Genomic DNA, 16,236 nt, shown 5'->3' on the forward strand with positions numbered 1-16,236 from the left:
AGCGCCGCCGTCAGCGTCGTCTTGCCGTGGTCAACGTGACCAATCGTGCCCACGTTCACGTGGGGCTTGGTGCGTTCGAACTTACCCTTTGCCATTGTCTTTACCTCTGTGATTCATGATTCGTGATTAGTGATTGGCTTGAAGCGGGATCCGTGTTCTTGCGGATCACGGATCCCGAATCACCAATCACGGCTTTTAGTTCTTCTTGACGACCGCGTCGGCGATGTTGGCCGGCGCTTCCGCGTAGTGGTCAAACTCCATCGAGAACGTCGCGCGACCCTGCGACATCGAACGCAGCGTGGTGGCGTAGCCGAACATTTCGCCCAGCGGCACCATCGCGGCGATCACCTTGCCGGACGGACTGTCGTCCTGGCCCTGCAGGATGCCGCGACGACGGCTCACGTCGCCCATCACGTCACCCAGGTAATCTTCGGGCGTGACGATCTCGACCTTCATCATCGGCTCCAGCAGGACCGGCTGGGCCTTGCTGAAAGCTTCCTTGAAGGCCATCGAGCCGGCGACCTTGAACGCCATTTCGTTCGAGTCGACGTCATGGAACGAACCGTCGACCGCCTTGATGGCGATGTCGACCACCGGGAAGCCGGCCAGCGGACCGCTCTTCAATGCGTCCTCGATGCCCTTGCCTGCCGCAGCGACGTATTCCTTCGGCACCACGCCACCGACGATGGCGCTTTCGTACGAGAAGCCCACACCCCGCTCGACCGGCGACATTTCGATGACGATGTGGCCGTACTGGCCGCGACCGCCCGACTGGCGCACGAACTTGCCTTCCTGCTTGACCGCCTTGCGGATGGTCTCGCGATAGGCCACCTGCGGCTTGCCGACGTTGGCTTCCACGTTGAACTCGCGCTTCATGCGGTCCACCAGGATTTCCAGGTGCAGCTCGCCCATGCCCGAGATGATCGTCTGGCCGGATTCCTCGTCGGTCTTGACGCGGAACGAGGGATCTTCCTGCGCCAGGCGACCCAAGGCCAGACCCATCTTCTCCTGGTCGGACTTGGTCTTCGGCTCCACGGCCATCGAGATGACCGGCTCCGGGAACACCATGCGCTCCAGGGTGATGATGTGGTCGAGCGAGCACAGCGTGTCACCGGTCGTGACGTCCTTCAGGCCCACGGCGGCAGCGATGTCGCCCGCGCGCACTTCCTTGATTTCGTCACGCTGGTTGGAGTGCATCTGCAGGATGCGGCCCACGCGCTCCTTCTTGGACTTTACCGGGTTGTACACCGCGTCGCCGGAGTTCAGCACGCCCGAATAGACGCGGAAGAACGTCAGCGAGCCCACGAACGGGTCGGTCATGATCTTGAACGCGAGCGCGGAGAACGGCTCGTTGTCACCGGCCTTGCGGGTGTCTTCCTTCTCGTTCTCATCGATGCCCTGCACCGGCGGACGATCCGTCGGAGACGGCAGCAGTTGGATCACGCCGTCCAGCATGGCCTGCACGCCCTTGTTCTTGAACGCGGAGCCGCAGTAGACCGGGATCACTTCCACCTTCAGGGTGCGCTCGCGCAGGCCCGCGATGATCTCGGCTTCCGTCAGGTCGCCCTCGTTGAGGTACTTGTCCATCAACGCTTCGCTGGCTTCGGCCGCGGCCTCGACCATGAACGCACGGTCCGATGCCGCCTGCTCGGCCAGTTCGGCCGGGATGTCGCGGTACTCGAACTTGGTGCCCTGCGATGCCACATCCCAATGGATGTACTTCATCTTCAGCAGGTCGATGACGCCCTCGAAGCCGTCTTCGGCGCCGACCGGGACCTGCATCGGCACCGGGTAGGCACCCAGGCGCGACTTCAGCTGGTCGACGACCTTGGCGAAATCGGCACCGGTACGGTCCATCTTGTTGACGAACGCGAGGCGCGGCACGGCGTACTTGTTGGCCTGGCGCCACACGGTCTCGGACTGCGGCTGCACGCCACCGACGGCGCACAACACGAACACCGCACCATCGAGCACGCGCAGCGAACGCTCGACTTCGATGGTGAAGTCGACGTGGCCGGGGGTATCGATGATGTTGAAACGGTGCTGCGGCAGGGACTTGTCCATGCCGGTCCAGAACGCCGTGGTGGCGGCGGACGTGATGGTGATGCCGCGCTCCTGCTCCTGCTCCATCCAGTCCATGGTCGCGGCACCATCGTGCACTTCACCGATCTTGTGGCTGACGCCGGTGTAGAACAGGATGCGCTCGGACGTGGTGGTCTTGCCGGCGTCGATGTGCGCCATGATGCCGAAATTGCGGTAACGCTCGATGGGAGTGGTGCGAGCCACGACAGTCTCTCTTTTCTGATGGAGGGCCGGCGGGATGCCTGGGCCTTCCGTGGAGGGCGGATCTTCAGATGGCCGAATGCCGCCTTTCGGCGGCCTTCGGGGAGGAGCGCTGGAGTGCGCTCCAAGGGCACCTACATGGTGCCAAAGGCCCTTGTTCGCAAGGGCCCGGAGGCCGTTACCAGCGGTAGTGCGCGAACGCCTTGTTCGCTTCCGCCATGCGGTGGGTCTCTTCACGCTTCTTGATGGCGCCGCCGCGGTTCTCGGAGGCATCCAGCAGCTCGGCAGCCAGCTTGCGCGGCATGGAGTTCTCGCCACGCTTGCGGGCGGACTCGATCAGCCAGCGCATCGCCAAGGCCATGCGGCGCGAGGAACGCACTTCGACCGGCACCTGGTAGGTGGCGCCACCGACGCGACGCGACTTCACTTCGACCGCGGGGGACACGTTGTCCAACGCCTTCTCGACCAGCTCGAGGGCATTGGGGTTCTTCTCGCCGATGACGTCCATCGCACCGTAGACGATCTTCTCGGCGACGGACTTCTTGCCGCTCAGCATCACCATGTTGATGAAGCGGGCGATCGTCTGGCTGCCGTGCTTGGGGTCCGGCAGGATTTCACGTTGGGGGGCAGAGCCTTTGCGCGACATGATTCTTTTTCCTTAAGCCTTGGGACGCTTGGCGCCGTACTTGGAACGGCCCTGGCGGCGCTTGGCGACGCCCGAGGCGTCGAGCGAACCGCGCACGGTGTGGTAGCGCACGCCCGGCAGATCCTTCACGCGACCGCCGCGCACGAGCACCACGGAGTGCTCCTGCAGGTTGTGGCCTTCACCGCCGATGTAGCTGATGATTTCTTCCTGATTGGTCAGGCGCACCTTGGCGACCTTGCGAAGGGCCGAGTTGGGCTTCTTCGGGGTCGTCGTGTAGACGCGGGTGCACACGCCGCGACGCTGCGGGCAGTTGTCCAGCGCGGGCGACTGGCTCTTGTACGTGGGGGCCTGCCGCGGCTTGCGGACCAGCTGATTGACGGTTGCCATAGTGGGTTCTTCGTGTGAAGGCCGGAGCCTTGTTTGACATGAAAACGAAGGCAGGCCGCAAGACGGCCCACCTAGACGGAAAAGTATAGCCGGCAACCCGCCCGACCGTCAACGCGACGGAGGCGGATGCCTGCCAACTGACTGCGATCCCGCCCTTCCTGGGCCGAAAACGAGGCGCATCCTGCGCCTCTTTTCGTGGTCTGGGACGGCCCGGAGGCCGTCAGGTAGTACGGTTTAGCTGGCGCTGGACTCCTCGCCGGCTTCATCGATGGCGACGGCCGTGGTCGCCGGAGCGGCCTCGGCGCTGCCGCCAGACAGGGCATTCACTTCCGCCTCGGTCAGGCCCGAAGCGTTGCGACGGCGCTGGTTGTGGTACGCCAGGCCGGTGCCCGCCGGGATGAGACGGCCGACGATGACGTTTTCCTTCAGGCCGCGCAGGGTGTCGCGCGTGCCGCGGACGGCCGCCTCGGTCAACACGCGCGTGGTCTCCTGGAACGATGCCGCCGAAATGAACGACTCGGTCGCCAGCGAAGCCTTGGTGATACCCAGCAGCACCGGGTCGTACTTCGCCGGCAGTTCGTTACGGGCCAACAGCTTGGCGTTCTCTTCGATAAAGCGCTGCTTCTCGACCTGCTCACCGGCCAGGAACTTGCTGTTGCCGGCGTCGGTGATCTCGACCTTGCGCAGCATCTGGCGAGTGATCACCTCGATGTGCTTGTCGTTGATCTTCACGCCCTGCAGGCGGTAGACGTCCTGGATTTCCTTGACCAGGTAGGCCGCCAGCGGCTCGACGCCCAGCAGGCGCAGGATGTCCTGCGGGCTCGGCTCGCCGTCCACGATGGTTTCGCCCTTGGCCACGTGTTCGCCTTCGAACACGATGATCTGGCGGAACTTCGGGATCAGCTCTTCGTGCTCCGAACCATCGGTGTCCTTGATGATCAGGCGCTGTTTTCCCTTGGTGTCCTTGCCGAAGCTGATGATGCCGGAGCGCTCGGCCAGGATCGCCGGGTCCTTCGGCTTGCGGGCTTCGAACAAATCGGCGACGCGCGGCAGACCACCGGTGATGTCGCGGGTCTTGGAGGCTTCCTGCGGCACCTTGGTGACCACGTCGCCCACGCCTACGGGCGCGCCGTCCTGCAGGTTGACGATCGAGCGCGGCGGCAGCAGGTACTGCGCCGGCAGGTCGGTACCCGGGATGCTCAGGTCCTTGCCGTCCTTGTCCACGATGCGGACGATCGGGCGCAGGTCCTTGCCCTGCGAACCGCGACGCTTCGGATCGGTGATCTCGCGCGAGGCCAGGCCGGTCAGGTCGTCGGTCTTCTCGATGACGGTGACACCATCGACGAAGTCGACGAAGCGCACGAAACCGGCCACTTCCGACACGATCGGGTGGTTATGCGGATCCCAGTTCGCCACGGCCTGGCCGGCCGTGATCTGGTCACCGTCCTTGACGTTGATGGTGGCGCCGTAGGGCAGCTTGTAACGCTCGCGCTCGCGGCCATGGCCGTCGAGCACCGACAGTTCGCCCGAACGCGACACCGCGACCAAGCTGCCGTTGGCGTGTTCAACGAACTTGAGGTTGTTGAACTTGATCGAGCCGGTGGTCTTGACGGTGATGTTGTCGACCGCCGCCGCACGCGATGCCGCACCACCGATGTGGAACGTACGCATGGTCAGCTGGGTGCCGGGCTCACCGATCGACTGGGCGGCGATGACGCCGACCGCTTCGCCGATGTTGACGATGTGGCCACGGGCCAGGTCGCGACCGTAGCAGTGCGCGCAGACGCCGAAATCGGATTCGCAGGTGATGGTGGAACGCACCTTCAACGCCTGCACGCCGGCGTCTTCCAGCTTCTGCACCCAGGCTTCGTCCAGCAGCGTGTTGCGGGTGACGATCGGATCCTCGTCGTTGCCCGGCAGGAACACGTCCTCGGCCACGATGCGGCCCAGCACGCGGTCACGCAGCGGCTCGACCACGTCGCCGCCTTCCACGATCGGGGTCATCATCAGGCCTTCCGACGTACCGCAATCGACCTCGGTGATCACCACGTCCTGCGCCACGTCGACCAGGCGACGGGTCAGGTAACCGGAGTTCGCCGTCTTCAGCGCGGTATCGGCCAGACCCTTTCGGGCACCGTGGGTGGAGTTGAAGTACTCCTGGACGTTCAGGCCTTCGCGGAAGTTCGCCTTGATGGGCGTTTCGATGATCGAACCGTCCGGGCGGGCCATCAGGCCGCGCATGCCGGCCAGCTGGCGGATCTGCGCCTGGCTGCCACGGGCACCGGAGTCGGCCATGATGTACAGCGAGTTCATCGACTTCTCGTTGATGGTCTCGCCCTTGGCGTTCTGCACCTTGTCGGTACCGATGGTTTCCATCATCGCCTTGGCGATGCGCTCGTTGGTGCGCGACCAGATGTCGACCACCTTGTTGTAGCGCTCACCCGCGGTGACCAGACCGCTCTGGTACTGCTCCTGGATTTCCAGCACTTCCTGCTCGGCTTCGCCCAGGATGCCCTTCTTCTCGGCCGGGATCAGCATGTCGTCGATGCCGATGGAAACGCCGGCGCGCGTGGCATACGCGAAGCCGGTGTACATCAGCTTGTCGGCGAACACGACCGTGTCCTTCAGGCCCAGCATGCGGTAGCTGGAGTTGATCAGGCGGCTGATGGCCTTCTTGTTCAGCTCGGTGTTGACCAGGGCGAATGGCAGGCCCTCGGGCAGGATCTCGGCCAGCAGGGCACGACCGATCGTGGTGTCCACGATGCTGGTCTGCTTGCTACGGCCGCCTTCCTCGTCGATCACGGTGCCGCTGATGCGGACCTTGACCTTCGCATGCAGTTCGACGGCGCGGTTGTCGTAGGCGCGCTTGACTTCGGCGATGTTGGCGAACGCCATGCCCTCGCCCTTCTTGTTCTCCAGCGCGCGGGTCATGTAGTACAGGCCCAGCACGACGTCCTGCGACGGCACGATGATCGGCTCGCCGTTGGCCGGCGACAGGATGTTGTTGGACGACATCATCAGCGCGCGTGCTTCCAACTGGGCCTCAAGGCTCAGCGGGACGTGCACGGCCATCTGGTCACCGTCGAAGTCGGCGTTGAACGCGGTGCAGACCAGCGGGTGCAGCTGGATGGCCTTGCCTTCGATCAGCACCGGCTCGAACGCCTGGATGCCCAGACGGTGCAGCGTGGGCGCGCGGTTCAGCAGCACCGGGTGCTCGCGGATGACCTCTTCCAGGATGTCCCAGACGTCGGCTTCTTCGCGCTCGACCAGCTTCTTGGCCGCCTTGATGGTGGTGGCCAGGCCACGGCGCTGCAGCTTGGCGAACACGAACGGCTTGAACAGCTCCAGCGCCATCTTCTTCGGCAGGCCGCACTCGTGCAGGCGCAGGGTCGGGCCGACCACGATGACCGAACGGCCGGAGTAGTCGACGCGCTTGCCCAGCAGGTTCTGGCGGAAACGACCCTGCTTGCCCTTGATCATGTCGGCCAGCGACTTGAGCGGACGCTTGTTGGTGCCGGTGATGGCGCGGCCGCGACGACCGTTGTCCATCAGGGCGTCCACCGACTCCTGCAGCATGCGCTTTTCGTTGCGCACGATGATGTCGGGGGCGTTGAGCTCCAGCAGGCGGCGCAGGCGGTTGTTGCGGTTGATGACGCGGCGGTACAGGTCGTTCAGGTCGGAGGTCGCGAAGCGGCCACCGTCCAGCGGGACCAGCGGGCGCAGGTCCGGCGGCAGCACCGGCAGCACGGTCATGACCATCCATTCCGGACGGTTGCCCGATTCCAGGAACGCTTCCATCAGCTTGATGCGCTTGGTGAGGCGCTTGAGCTTGGTCTCCGAACCGGTGCTGGCGATTTCCTCGCGCAGGTTCACCATCTCGGCCTGCAGGTCGATCGTGCGCAGCAGGTCGTAAACGGCCTCGGCGCCCATGGCGGCGTCGAAGTCGTCGCCGTGTTCCTGGCGCGCCTGCATGAACTGCTCTTCGGTCAGCAGCTGGCGGCGCTCAAGCGAGGTCAGGCCCGGCTCGGTGACGACATAGGCTTCGAAGTACAGCACGCGCTCGATGTCGCGCAGGGTCATGTCCAGCATCAGGCCGATGCGCGACGGCAGCGACTTCAGGAACCAGATGTGCGCGACCGGGCTGGCCAGGTCGATGTGACCCATGCGCTCGCGGCGCACCTTGGCCAGCGTCACTTCGGTGCCGCACTTCTCGCAGACCACGCCGCGGTGCTTCATGCGCTTGTACTTGCCGCACAGGCACTCGTAGTCCTTGATCGGGCCGAAGATGGCCGAGCAGAACAGGCCGTCGCGCTCGGGCTTGAACGTGCGGTAGTTGATGGTTTCCGGCTTCTTCACTTCGCCGAACGACCACGAACGGATCAGGTCCGGCGAGGCCAGCGCGATCTTGATCGCGTCGAAGTCCAGCGTCTGGCGCTGCTGGTTGAAGAGGTTGAGCAGGTCTTTCATTTTGTTTCTCCGTCAGGAGGAATCTTTGTCGAGGGCGGGATGACCGTGTCCGGAAAGCGCGGAGGCCACTGAGGGCCGCCGCGCCGTTGCGATCAGTCTTCCAGTTCCATGTTGATGGCGAGCGAGCGGATTTCCTTCACCAGCACGTTGAAGGATTCCGGCATGCCCGCGACCATCTCGTGGGCACCATCGACGATGTTCTTGTACATCTGGTTGCGGCCCTGCACGTCGTCCGACTTGACCGTCAGCATTTCCTGCAGGGTGTGCGCCGCGCCGTAGGCTTCCAGCGCCCAGACTTCCATTTCACCGAAGCGCTGGCCACCGAACTGCGCCTTGCCGCCCAGCGGCTGCTGGGTGACGAGCGAGTAGGGACCGGTGGAACGCGCGTGCATCTTGTCGTCCACCAGGTGGTTCAGCTTCAGCATGTGCATGTAGCCGACCGTGGTGTGACGGTCGAACGCCTCGCCGGTACGGCCGTCGTACAACTGGGTCTGGCCGCTGATCGGCAGGTCCGCGAGTTCGAGCATGTGCTTGATCTCGGTTTCCGCCGCGCCGTCGAACACCGGGGTGGCCATCGGCACACCGTCGGTCAGGTTCTGCGCCAGCGCGAGCAGTTCCTTGTCGCTGAACTGGTCCAGGTCCACGCGGTCCTCGCCCAGCTTCTGGTCGTGGTTGTAGATCTGGGTCAGGAACTTGCGCAGGTCGGCTACCTTGGCCTGGGCTTCCAGCATGTTCTGGATCTTGCGACCCAGTCCCTTGGCGGCCCAGCCCAGGTGCACTTCCAGCACCTGGCCGATGTTCATGCGCGACGGCACGCCCAGCGGGTTCAGCACGATGTCCACGGTCTCGCCGGTGGCCATGTAGGGCATGTCCTCTACGGGCACGATCGTCGACACGACACCCTTGTTGCCGTGGCGGCCGGCCATCTTGTCGCCCGGCTGGATGCGGCGCTTCACGGCCAGGTAGACCTTGACCATCTTCAGCACGCCCGGGGCGAGGTCGTCGCCGGCGGTGATCTTGCCGCGCTTGTCGGCGAAGCGGCGCTCGAACTCCTTCTCGTGCGCCTGGATCTGCATCTGGGCGCGCTCGATGGCGTCGGACGCATCATCGTCCTTCATGCGCAGGGTGAACCACTCCGACTTCTTCAAGCCGTCGAGGTAGGCGTCGGTGATCGCATCGCCCTTCTTCAGCGTGCCCGGGCCACCGTTGGCGACCTTGCCGACCAGCTGCGAACGCAGGCGAGCGTAGATGGCGCCTTCCAGGATGCGGAACTGGTCGTCGAAGTCCTTCTTGACGCGCTTGATCTCGTTCTCCTCGATCTGGCGCGCACGCTTGTCCTTCTCGATGCCGTCGCGGGTGAAGACCTGCACGTCGATGACGGTGCCGTCCATGCCCGGGGGAACGCGAAGCGAACTGTCCTTAACGTCGGAGGCCTTCTCGCCGAAGATCGCGCGAAGCAGCTTCTCTTCCGGGGTCAGCTGGCTCTCGCCCTTCGGCGTCACCTTGCCCACCATGATGTCGCCGGCGCGCACTTCGGCACCGATGTACACCACGCCGCTCTCGTCGAGGCGGTTCAGCGCCTGCTCCGAGACGTTCGGGATGTCGGCGGAGATTTCCTCCGGCCCCAGCTTGGTGTCGCGCGCAACGCAGGTCAGCTCTTCGATGTGGATCGTGGTGTAGCGATCCTCTTCCACCACGCGCTCGGAGAGTAGGATGGAGTCTTCGAAGTTGTAGCCGTTCCACGGCATGAACGCGATCAGCATGTTCTGGCCCAGCGCCAGCTCGCCGATGTCGGTCGAGGGACCGTCGGCCAGCACGTCGCCGCGCGCGACCACGTCGCCCACGTTCACCAGCGGACGCTGGTTGATGCAGGTGTTCTGGTTGGAGCGCGTGTACTTGATCAGCGAGTAGATGTCGACGCCGGCATCGGTTTCGCCGGAGATTTCGACTTCGTTGACCTTGACCACGATGCGGCCGGCGTCGATCTGCTCGACCACGCCGCCACGACGCGCGTTCACGGTCACGCCCGAGTCGCGCGCCACGGCGCGCTCGATGCCGGTACCGACCAGCGGCTTCTGCGCGCGCAGCGTGGGCACGGCCTGGCGCTGCATGTTGGCGCCCATCAGCGCGCGGTTGGCGTCATCGTGCTCCAGGAACGGGACCAGCGCCGCGGCGACCGACACGGTCTGCATCGGCGAGACATCCATGTAGTCCACTTCGCTCGGCGGCTTCAGCAGTGATTCGCCCTGGTGACGGCACGGCACGAACTGCTCGGTCAGGCGGCTCTTGGCGTCGTGCAGCGCGTTGGCCTGCGCGATGACGTACTCGTTCTCCTCGATCGCCGACAGGTACTCGATCTCATCGGTGATCATGCCGTCCACGACCTTGCGGTACGGCGTCTCGAGGAAGCCATAACCGTTAGTACGGGCGTACACGGCCAGCGAGTTGATCAGGCCGATGTTCGGGCCTTCCGGCGTCTCGATGGTGCAGACGCGGCCGTAATGGGTCGGGTGCACGTCGCGGACTTCGAAGCCGGCGCGCTCGCGGGTCAGGCCGCCCGGGCCGAGGGCCGAGACGCGACGCTTGTGCGTGACTTCCGACAGTGGGTTGTTCTGGTCCATGAACTGCGACAGCTGCGAGGAGCCGAAGAACTCCTTGATCGCGGCGGCCACCGGCTTGGCGTTGATCAGTTCCTGCGGGGTCAGGCCTTCGGACTCGGCCATCGACAGGCGTTCCTTCACGGCGCGTTCGACGCGGACCAGGCCCACGCGGAACACGTTCTCCGCCATTTCGCCGACCGAACGCACGCGACGGTTGCCCAGGTGGTCGATGTCATCGACGGTGCCGCGGCCGTTGCGGATCTCGGTCAGGACCTTGATGACGTCCAGGATGTCCGAGGTCTCGCCCAGGCTGGCGACCAGGCGCTTGGCTTCTTCATCGTTGCGCGCGCCGAAGTATTTCTTGTCGTACAGCACGGCTTCGCCGGTGGTTTCCTTGCGGCCCACGCGACGGTTGAACTTCATGCGGCCGACGTTGGACAGGTCGTAGCGCTCGAAGGTGAAGAACAGGTTGTGGAACAGGTTCTGCGCAGCGTCCTTGGTCGGCGGCTCGCCGGGACGCATCATGCGGTAGATCTCGACCAGCGCTTCCAGCTGGGTCTTGGTCGGATCGATGCGCAACGTGTTGGACAGGTACGGGCCGCGGTCCAGATCGTTGACCCACAACGTACCCACGGCGTCCACGCCGGCCTTGCGGAACTTGGCCAGCTGGTCGTCGGTGATTTCGTCGTTGGCGGAAGCCAGCAGCTCGCCGGTATTGGCGTCGATCACGTCGTGCGACAGGATGCGGCCGACCAGGTATTCATCCGGTACGGCCAGTGCGGCGATGCCTGACTGTTCCAGTTGCTTCACGTGGCGCGCGGTGATGCGCTTGCCGGCTTCCACGATGACCTTGTCGCCGTCGGCCAGGTCGAAGTTCAGCGTCTCGCCGCGCAGGCGCTCGGCGACCAGTTCCAGCTGTACGCCTTCCGGCAGGATGTGGAACGTGTTGACGTCGAAGAACTCGTTGAGCATCTCCTCGTTGGAGTAGCCCAGGGCGCGCAGCAGGATCGAGACCGGCAGCTTGCGGCGACGGTCGATACGCGTGAACAGCGCGTCCTTCGGGTCGAACTCGAAGTCCAGCCAGGAGCCGCGGTAAGGAATGATGCGGGCGCTGTACAGCAGCTTGCCCGAGCTGTGGGTCTTGCCACGGTCATGGTCGAAGAACACGCCCGGCGAGCGGTGCAGCTGCGAGACGATGACGCGCTCGGTGCCGTTGACGATGAAGGTGCCGTTGTCGGTCATGAGCGGGATCTCGCCCAGGTAGACCTCCTGCTCCTTCACGTACTTGATGGCCTTGGTGGACGACTCGCGGTCGTAGATCACCAGGCGGACGGTGACGCGCAGCGGTGCGCCGTAGCTCAGGCCACGGTTGCGGCACTCGCGCTCGTCGAACACCGGCTCGCCGAGCTTGTAGCCGACATATTCCAGCGCGGCGTTGCCGCTGTAGCTGGCGATCGGGAAAACCGACTTCAGCGCGGCATGCAGGCCACGGTCTTCGCGCTTGGCGGCGTCGGTGTGCTCCTGCAGGAATTCGCGGTAGGAATCGACCTGGATGGCGAGCAGGAACGGGACCTCGAGGATCGACCGCTGCTTGCCGAAATCCTTGCGGATACGCTTCTTTTCGGTGAACGAATATGTCGTCATGTGACTGTGCCTTTGGCAGCGTGGGGCGCGCGTCCGCGACCACACGGGGGACATTCTTTCGAACGGGGGAATTTTCAGTTGGAAGTCGCTGGTATTGCCGGCACCAGCACGCCTTCTGCCGCTACTTCCAACTACAAACTCTTCTTGGTGAAGCCGTGATTCGTGATTCGTGATTCGTTACGACAGATACCTGCCCTTCCAAATCACTTCATCACCAATCACCAATCGCAGCTGCATTACAACGACCGAAGGCCAGGGGCTTTCGCCCCCGGCCTTAGGTTGTCGCCTGGGTGAACCGGCGACGGATACGACTTACTTGACTTCGACGCTCGCACCAGCGGCTTCGAGGTCCTTCTTGAACTTCTCGGCATCTTCCTTCGACACGCCTTCCTTCAGCACGCCGCCGGCCTCGGTGAGGTCCTTGGCTTCCTTCAGGCCCAGGCCGGTGATGGCACGGACAGCCTTGATGACGTCGACCTTCTTGGCACCGGCGTCCTTCAGGACGATGGTGAACTCGGTCTGCTCTTCGACCGGGGCGGCAGCGGCGGCCGGACCGGCAGCGGCGACGACCGGGGCGGCGGCGGAGACGCCGAACTTCTCTTCGATGGCCTTGACCAGCTCCATCACTTCCATCAGGGTCTTGCCGGCAATGGCGTCGACGATCTGTTCGTTGGAAAGGGACATTGTGTTTACCTTTGGAAATTATCTGGGATTAGGGTTCGTAGAACCGTAAAGACGTCGAACTCAGGCTTCAGCCGGGGCTTCGGCGGCGGCTTCCGCCGGCGCTTCGCCACCACCCTGCTTGTCGGCCACGGCCTTGACGGCACGGGCGAACATCGCGGCGGGTTCGGCCAGCACGCGGGCCAACATGGCCAGCGCCTGATCGCGGGTCGGCAGCGACGCCAGGACTTCAACATGGCTGGCCGGATACAGCTGGCCACCCACGGAGACGACCTTCGGCTGCAGCTTGTCGTTGCCCTTGGCGAATTCCTTGATCAGGCGACCGGCGGCGCCGGGCTCCTCGGTCGAAAACGCATACAGCAGCGGACCGACGAGCTTGTCCTGGACAACCTCGAACTCGGTACCGGCCACGGCACGCACGGCCAACGTGTTCTTGACAACTTTCAAGTACACGCCGGTCTCGCGGGCCTTCTTACGCATCGCGGTCATTTGACTGACCGTGGTGCCTGCGTATTCGGCGGCGACCAGGGAGTGCGCCTTGGCGGCGACGTCTGCCAGTTCGGCGACTACTTCTTGCTTCTGGGACAGATTGAGAGCCATACACTCCTCACTAATTGACTCCGCTCGCGGCTCCTGCCGCTCGCGGTCCGGGACGGCATCCGTCCTGGATGCCGGGGACGCAGAGGTCCCGGCGGTGGCCTGTCTGACTGGCGACCTCGCGGTCGGACTCCAGAAAACTTCCAGAAGGCGGCACCATCTACGCAGGCGCATTCCCGGGGGAATGGATTAAGCGATCCCGCTAGCCACGACGGCGATTCCTTGCCAACACGAGCCTCCGTGCCCGTCGTCATGGCGCGCTGACCGCACCTGCGGTCTTTGACGGCTGTCGCTTGCACCGGCTTCCCGGCCTGGGCGACTGCCCTCAAAATTCGTTGCGCCCTGTCCCGCGTTGCGGGACAGGGGTGACGCGATTACTTCAGGGACAGCGAGGACTGGTCCACGGTGACGCCGGGGCCCATGGTCGAGCTGACCGAGATCTTCTGCAGGTACTGACCCTTGGAGGTGGCCGGCTTGGCCTTCACCAGGTCGATCAGCAGCGCCTGCAGGTTCGACTTCAGCGCTTCGTCGTCGAAGCTGGCCTTACCGATGGTGCAGTGGATGATGCCGGCCTTGTCGGTGCGGTAGCGCACCTGGCCCGACTTGGCGTTCTTCACCGCCTCGGCCGGGTTCGGCGACACGGTGCCGACTTTCGGGTTCGGCATCAGGCCGCGCGGGCCCAGGACCGTACCCAGCTTGCCGACCACGCGCATCGCGTCCGGCGTGGCGATGACCACGTCGTAGTTGATGTCGCCGGCCAGCATCTTCTCGGCCAGATCGTCCATGCCAACGGCTTCGGCGCCGGCAGCGGCGGCTTCGTCAGCCTTGGCGCCGGCCGGGGCGAACACCGCCACGCGGACCGACTTGCCGGTACCGGCCGGCAGCACGGTGGAACCGCGCACCTGCTGGTCGGACTTCTTGGCATCCACGCCCAGGCGCACGGCAACGTCGACGGATTCGACGAACTTCGCCTTGGTGGCGGTCTTGACGATCTTCAGGGCCTCGTCAATGGCGTACGCCTTGCCGGGCGTCACGGCGGCCAGGATGGCCTTCTGTCGCTTGTTCTGTGCCATCTCTTAACCCTCTACCGTCAGGCCCATGGAGCGGGCGGAACCCGCAATCGTACGCACCGCAGCGTCCAGGTCGGCCGCGGTCAGGTCGGGTTCCTTCGCCTTGGCGATGTCCTCGAGCTGCTTGCGTGTGACCTTGCCCACCTTCTCGGTGTTCGGGCGCTTGGAGCCGGACGTGATGCCGACGGCCTTCTTCAGCAGGATCGACGCCGGCGGCGTCTTCGTGATGAAGGTGAAGGTACGGTCGGAATAGGCCGTGATGACCACCGGGATCGGCAGACCCGGCTCCAGCTTCTGCGTGGCGGCATTGAACGCCTTGCAGAATTCCATGATATTCAGGCCGCGCTGACCCAGCGCAGGACCGACCGGCGGCGAGGGGTTGGCCTGACCGGCCTTCACCTGCAGCTTGATGTAACCGACAACTTTCTTCGCCATGTGAGTACTCTCCGGGTGCTAGCGCCTGTGAAGGCTCCCCATCGGACCGGGAAAATCACGCGTCCCGGCATCGCGTTTTCTTGAACGCACCAATGGCCGCCCTAAGGCGGCCATGGTTCCCGCCCGGCATCGCCATCAGGGAGCCGCGCAGTATATCAGGGTTTCACGGGGCCGGCTGAATGCGCCGGACCTGCGGGATCAGGCCTTCTCGACTTGCCCGAACTCCAGCTCCACCGGGGTGGAACGACCGAAGATCAGCACCGCCACGCGCAGGCGGCTCTTCTCGTAGTTGACTTCCTCGACCACGCCGTTGAAATCGTTGAACGGGCCGTCAGTGACGCGGACCATCTCACCCGGCTCGAACAGCACCTTGGGCCGGGGCTTCTCAACGCCTTCCTGGACACGATCGAGGATAGCGGCCGCCTCCTCGTCACGGATCGGCAGCGGCCGATCGGCAGTGCCGCCGATGAAGCCGAGCACCTTGGAGGTATCCTTCACCAGGTGCCAGCTTTCGTTGTCCATGCGCGGGATGCCACCCTCGTCGTGGGTCTCGATCTGGACCAGCACATAACCGGGGAAGAACTTGCGCTCAGAACGGCGCTTCTGGCCGGAGCGCATTTCCACGACCTCTTCGGTCGGGACCAGCACGTCGCCGAACTTCTCCTGCATGCCGTCGCGGACGATGCGGTCGCGCAGGGCCTGGGCTACCGACTTCTCGAAGCCAGAATAAGCATGGACGACATACCAGCGCTTCACTGAGCGACTCTCCTCAACGGCCAAAATTCAGAAACCATTCGATCAGCGCCTGGATGGCGAAGTCGAAACCGGCCAGGATCAGGCTGAGTACGATCACCACGATGATCACCACCCACGTAGTGCGGGTAGCCTCTTCGCGGGTCGGCCACACGACCTTGCGCAATTCGAAGCGGGATTCCGCCAGGAACTCGCGCGTGTCACGGCCCTTGCCCGTCTGCAGGAACACCAGCGCACCCAGCACCAGCCCGGCCACCACGGCCAGCGAGCGCAACGGCGTGGCCCACTGCCCATTGAACCACCACCACGCGACCAGACCACCCACGACCAGCGCAAGCGCCAGGACGTACTTGGCGATGTCGGCTGCGGGCGTGCCGGCTTTGGATTGTTCGACCTTGCTGTTCAAGTCAGTTGTCGCTCTTTGCTCTGGGGGAGCACCGGGGATCCGGACTCCGCGGGGAAGGAAGTGGCACGCCAGGAGGGACTCGAACCCCCAACCTGCGGTTTTGGAGACCGCTGCTCTGCCAATTGAGCTACTGGCGTATCGATTTACTACAACCTTCCCTTAGACGGCGAAGGCGGACCGAGGTTCCGGTCCGCCCTTGTCGCTGTCCGACGAGTCCTCGCCGGGACCGCAGGGGCTTACTTGATGATCTTGGCCACCACGCCGGCA

General features: G+C 64.3%; 12 protein-coding genes and 1 tRNA gene. All 13 read right to left on the reverse strand.

From position 1 onward, the window contains the following. Positions 1-95, reverse strand: a 95-nt coding sequence (locus tag FB548_RS18530; protein ID WP_038054197.1) for a GTP-binding protein, incomplete at its 3' end; no start/stop codon positions are given. 100 nt (positions 96-195) lie between these two features. After that, entirely contained in the window at positions 196-2,286 is a 2,091-nt protein-coding gene (gene fusA, locus FB548_RS18535) for an elongation factor G (protein ID WP_142126296.1), read from the reverse strand. Positions 2,287-2,461: 175 nt separating this feature from the next. Then, positions 2,462-2,929: a 30S ribosomal protein S7 gene (gene rpsG, locus FB548_RS18540; protein WP_056879074.1), complete on the reverse strand. Its 468-nt coding sequence runs from the start codon at positions 2,927-2,929 to the stop codon at positions 2,462-2,464. Between the two features lie 12 nt (positions 2,930-2,941). Then, positions 2,942-3,316: a 30S ribosomal protein S12 gene (gene rpsL, locus FB548_RS18545; RefSeq protein WP_055945224.1), complete on the reverse strand. Its 375-nt coding sequence runs from the start codon at positions 3,314-3,316 to the stop codon at positions 2,942-2,944. 234 nt (positions 3,317-3,550) lie between these two features. After that, positions 3,551-7,783 carry a DNA-directed RNA polymerase subunit beta' gene (gene rpoC, locus FB548_RS18550; RefSeq protein WP_142126297.1) on the reverse strand — a complete coding sequence of 1,411 codons (4,233 nt, stop codon included), beginning with the start codon at positions 7,781-7,783 and terminating at the stop codon, positions 3,551-3,553. A 92-nt stretch (positions 7,784-7,875) separates the two neighbouring features. Continuing rightward, positions 7,876-12,027 carry a DNA-directed RNA polymerase subunit beta gene (rpoB, locus tag FB548_RS18555; protein WP_142126298.1) on the reverse strand — a complete coding sequence of 1,384 codons (4,152 nt, stop codon included), beginning with the start codon at positions 12,025-12,027 and terminating at the stop codon, positions 7,876-7,878. A 312-nt stretch (positions 12,028-12,339) separates the two neighbouring features. Then, positions 12,340-12,711, reverse strand: a complete 372-nt coding sequence (rplL, locus tag FB548_RS18560; protein WP_142126299.1) for a 50S ribosomal protein L7/L12 — start codon at positions 12,709-12,711, stop codon at positions 12,340-12,342. Positions 12,712-12,771: 60 nt separating this feature from the next. Further along, positions 12,772-13,308, reverse strand: coding sequence for a 50S ribosomal protein L10 (rplJ, locus tag FB548_RS18565; RefSeq protein ID WP_142126300.1), 537 nt, complete (start codon positions 13,306-13,308; stop codon positions 12,772-12,774). Positions 13,309-13,679: 371 nt separating this feature from the next. Next, on the reverse strand, positions 13,680-14,378 hold the full coding sequence (rplA, locus tag FB548_RS18570; protein WP_142126301.1) for a 50S ribosomal protein L1: 699 nt from the start codon (positions 14,376-14,378) through the stop codon (positions 13,680-13,682). Between the two features lie 3 nt (positions 14,379-14,381). Continuing rightward, the gene (gene rplK, locus FB548_RS18575; RefSeq protein ID WP_055945202.1) at positions 14,382-14,810 is read right to left on the reverse strand and encodes a 50S ribosomal protein L11; all 429 of its coding nucleotides are present in this window, start codon (positions 14,808-14,810) and stop codon (positions 14,382-14,384) included. A 198-nt stretch (positions 14,811-15,008) separates the two neighbouring features. Continuing rightward, a complete protein-coding gene (gene nusG / locus FB548_RS18580) occupies positions 15,009-15,566 on the reverse strand; it encodes a transcription termination/antitermination protein NusG (RefSeq protein ID WP_142126302.1) in 558 nt (185 codons plus the stop codon). Between the two features lie 13 nt (positions 15,567-15,579). Continuing rightward, a complete protein-coding gene (gene secE, locus FB548_RS18585; RefSeq protein ID WP_142126303.1) occupies positions 15,580-15,969 on the reverse strand; it encodes a preprotein translocase subunit SecE in 390 nt (129 codons plus the stop codon). A 61-nt stretch (positions 15,970-16,030) separates the two neighbouring features. Then, positions 16,031-16,106: transfer RNA gene (locus FB548_RS18590), tRNA-Trp, on the reverse strand. Positions 16,107-16,236 lie beyond the last annotated feature (130 nt).

Origin of the sequence: Pseudoxanthomonas sp. 3HH-4, from assembly GCF_006716465.1 — a bacterium.
GTDB lineage: Bacteria > Pseudomonadota > Gammaproteobacteria > Xanthomonadales > Xanthomonadaceae > Pseudoxanthomonas_A.

Coding starts and splice junctions, on each gene's coding strand:
- rpsG (WP_056879074.1), bottom strand. CDS start 2,929: ATGTCGCGCAAAGGCTCTGCCCCCCAACGTGAAATCCTGCCGGACCCC.
- rpsL (WP_055945224.1), bottom strand. CDS start 3,316: ATGGCAACCGTCAATCAGCTGGTCCGCAAGCCGCGGCAGGCCCCCACG.
- rpoC (WP_142126297.1), bottom strand. CDS start 7,783: ATGAAAGACCTGCTCAACCTCTTCAACCAGCAGCGCCAGACGCTGGAC.
- rpoB (WP_142126298.1), bottom strand. CDS start 12,027: ATGACGACATATTCGTTCACCGAAAAGAAGCGTATCCGCAAGGATTTC.
- rplL (WP_142126299.1), bottom strand. CDS start 12,711: ATGTCCCTTTCCAACGAACAGATCGTCGACGCCATTGCCGGCAAGACC.
- rplJ (WP_142126300.1), bottom strand. CDS start 13,308: ATGGCTCTCAATCTGTCCCAGAAGCAAGAAGTAGTCGCCGAACTGGCA.
- rplA (WP_142126301.1), bottom strand. CDS start 14,378: ATGGCACAGAACAAGCGACAGAAGGCCATCCTGGCCGCCGTGACGCCC.
- rplK (WP_055945202.1), bottom strand. CDS start 14,810: ATGGCGAAGAAAGTTGTCGGTTACATCAAGCTGCAGGTGAAGGCCGGT.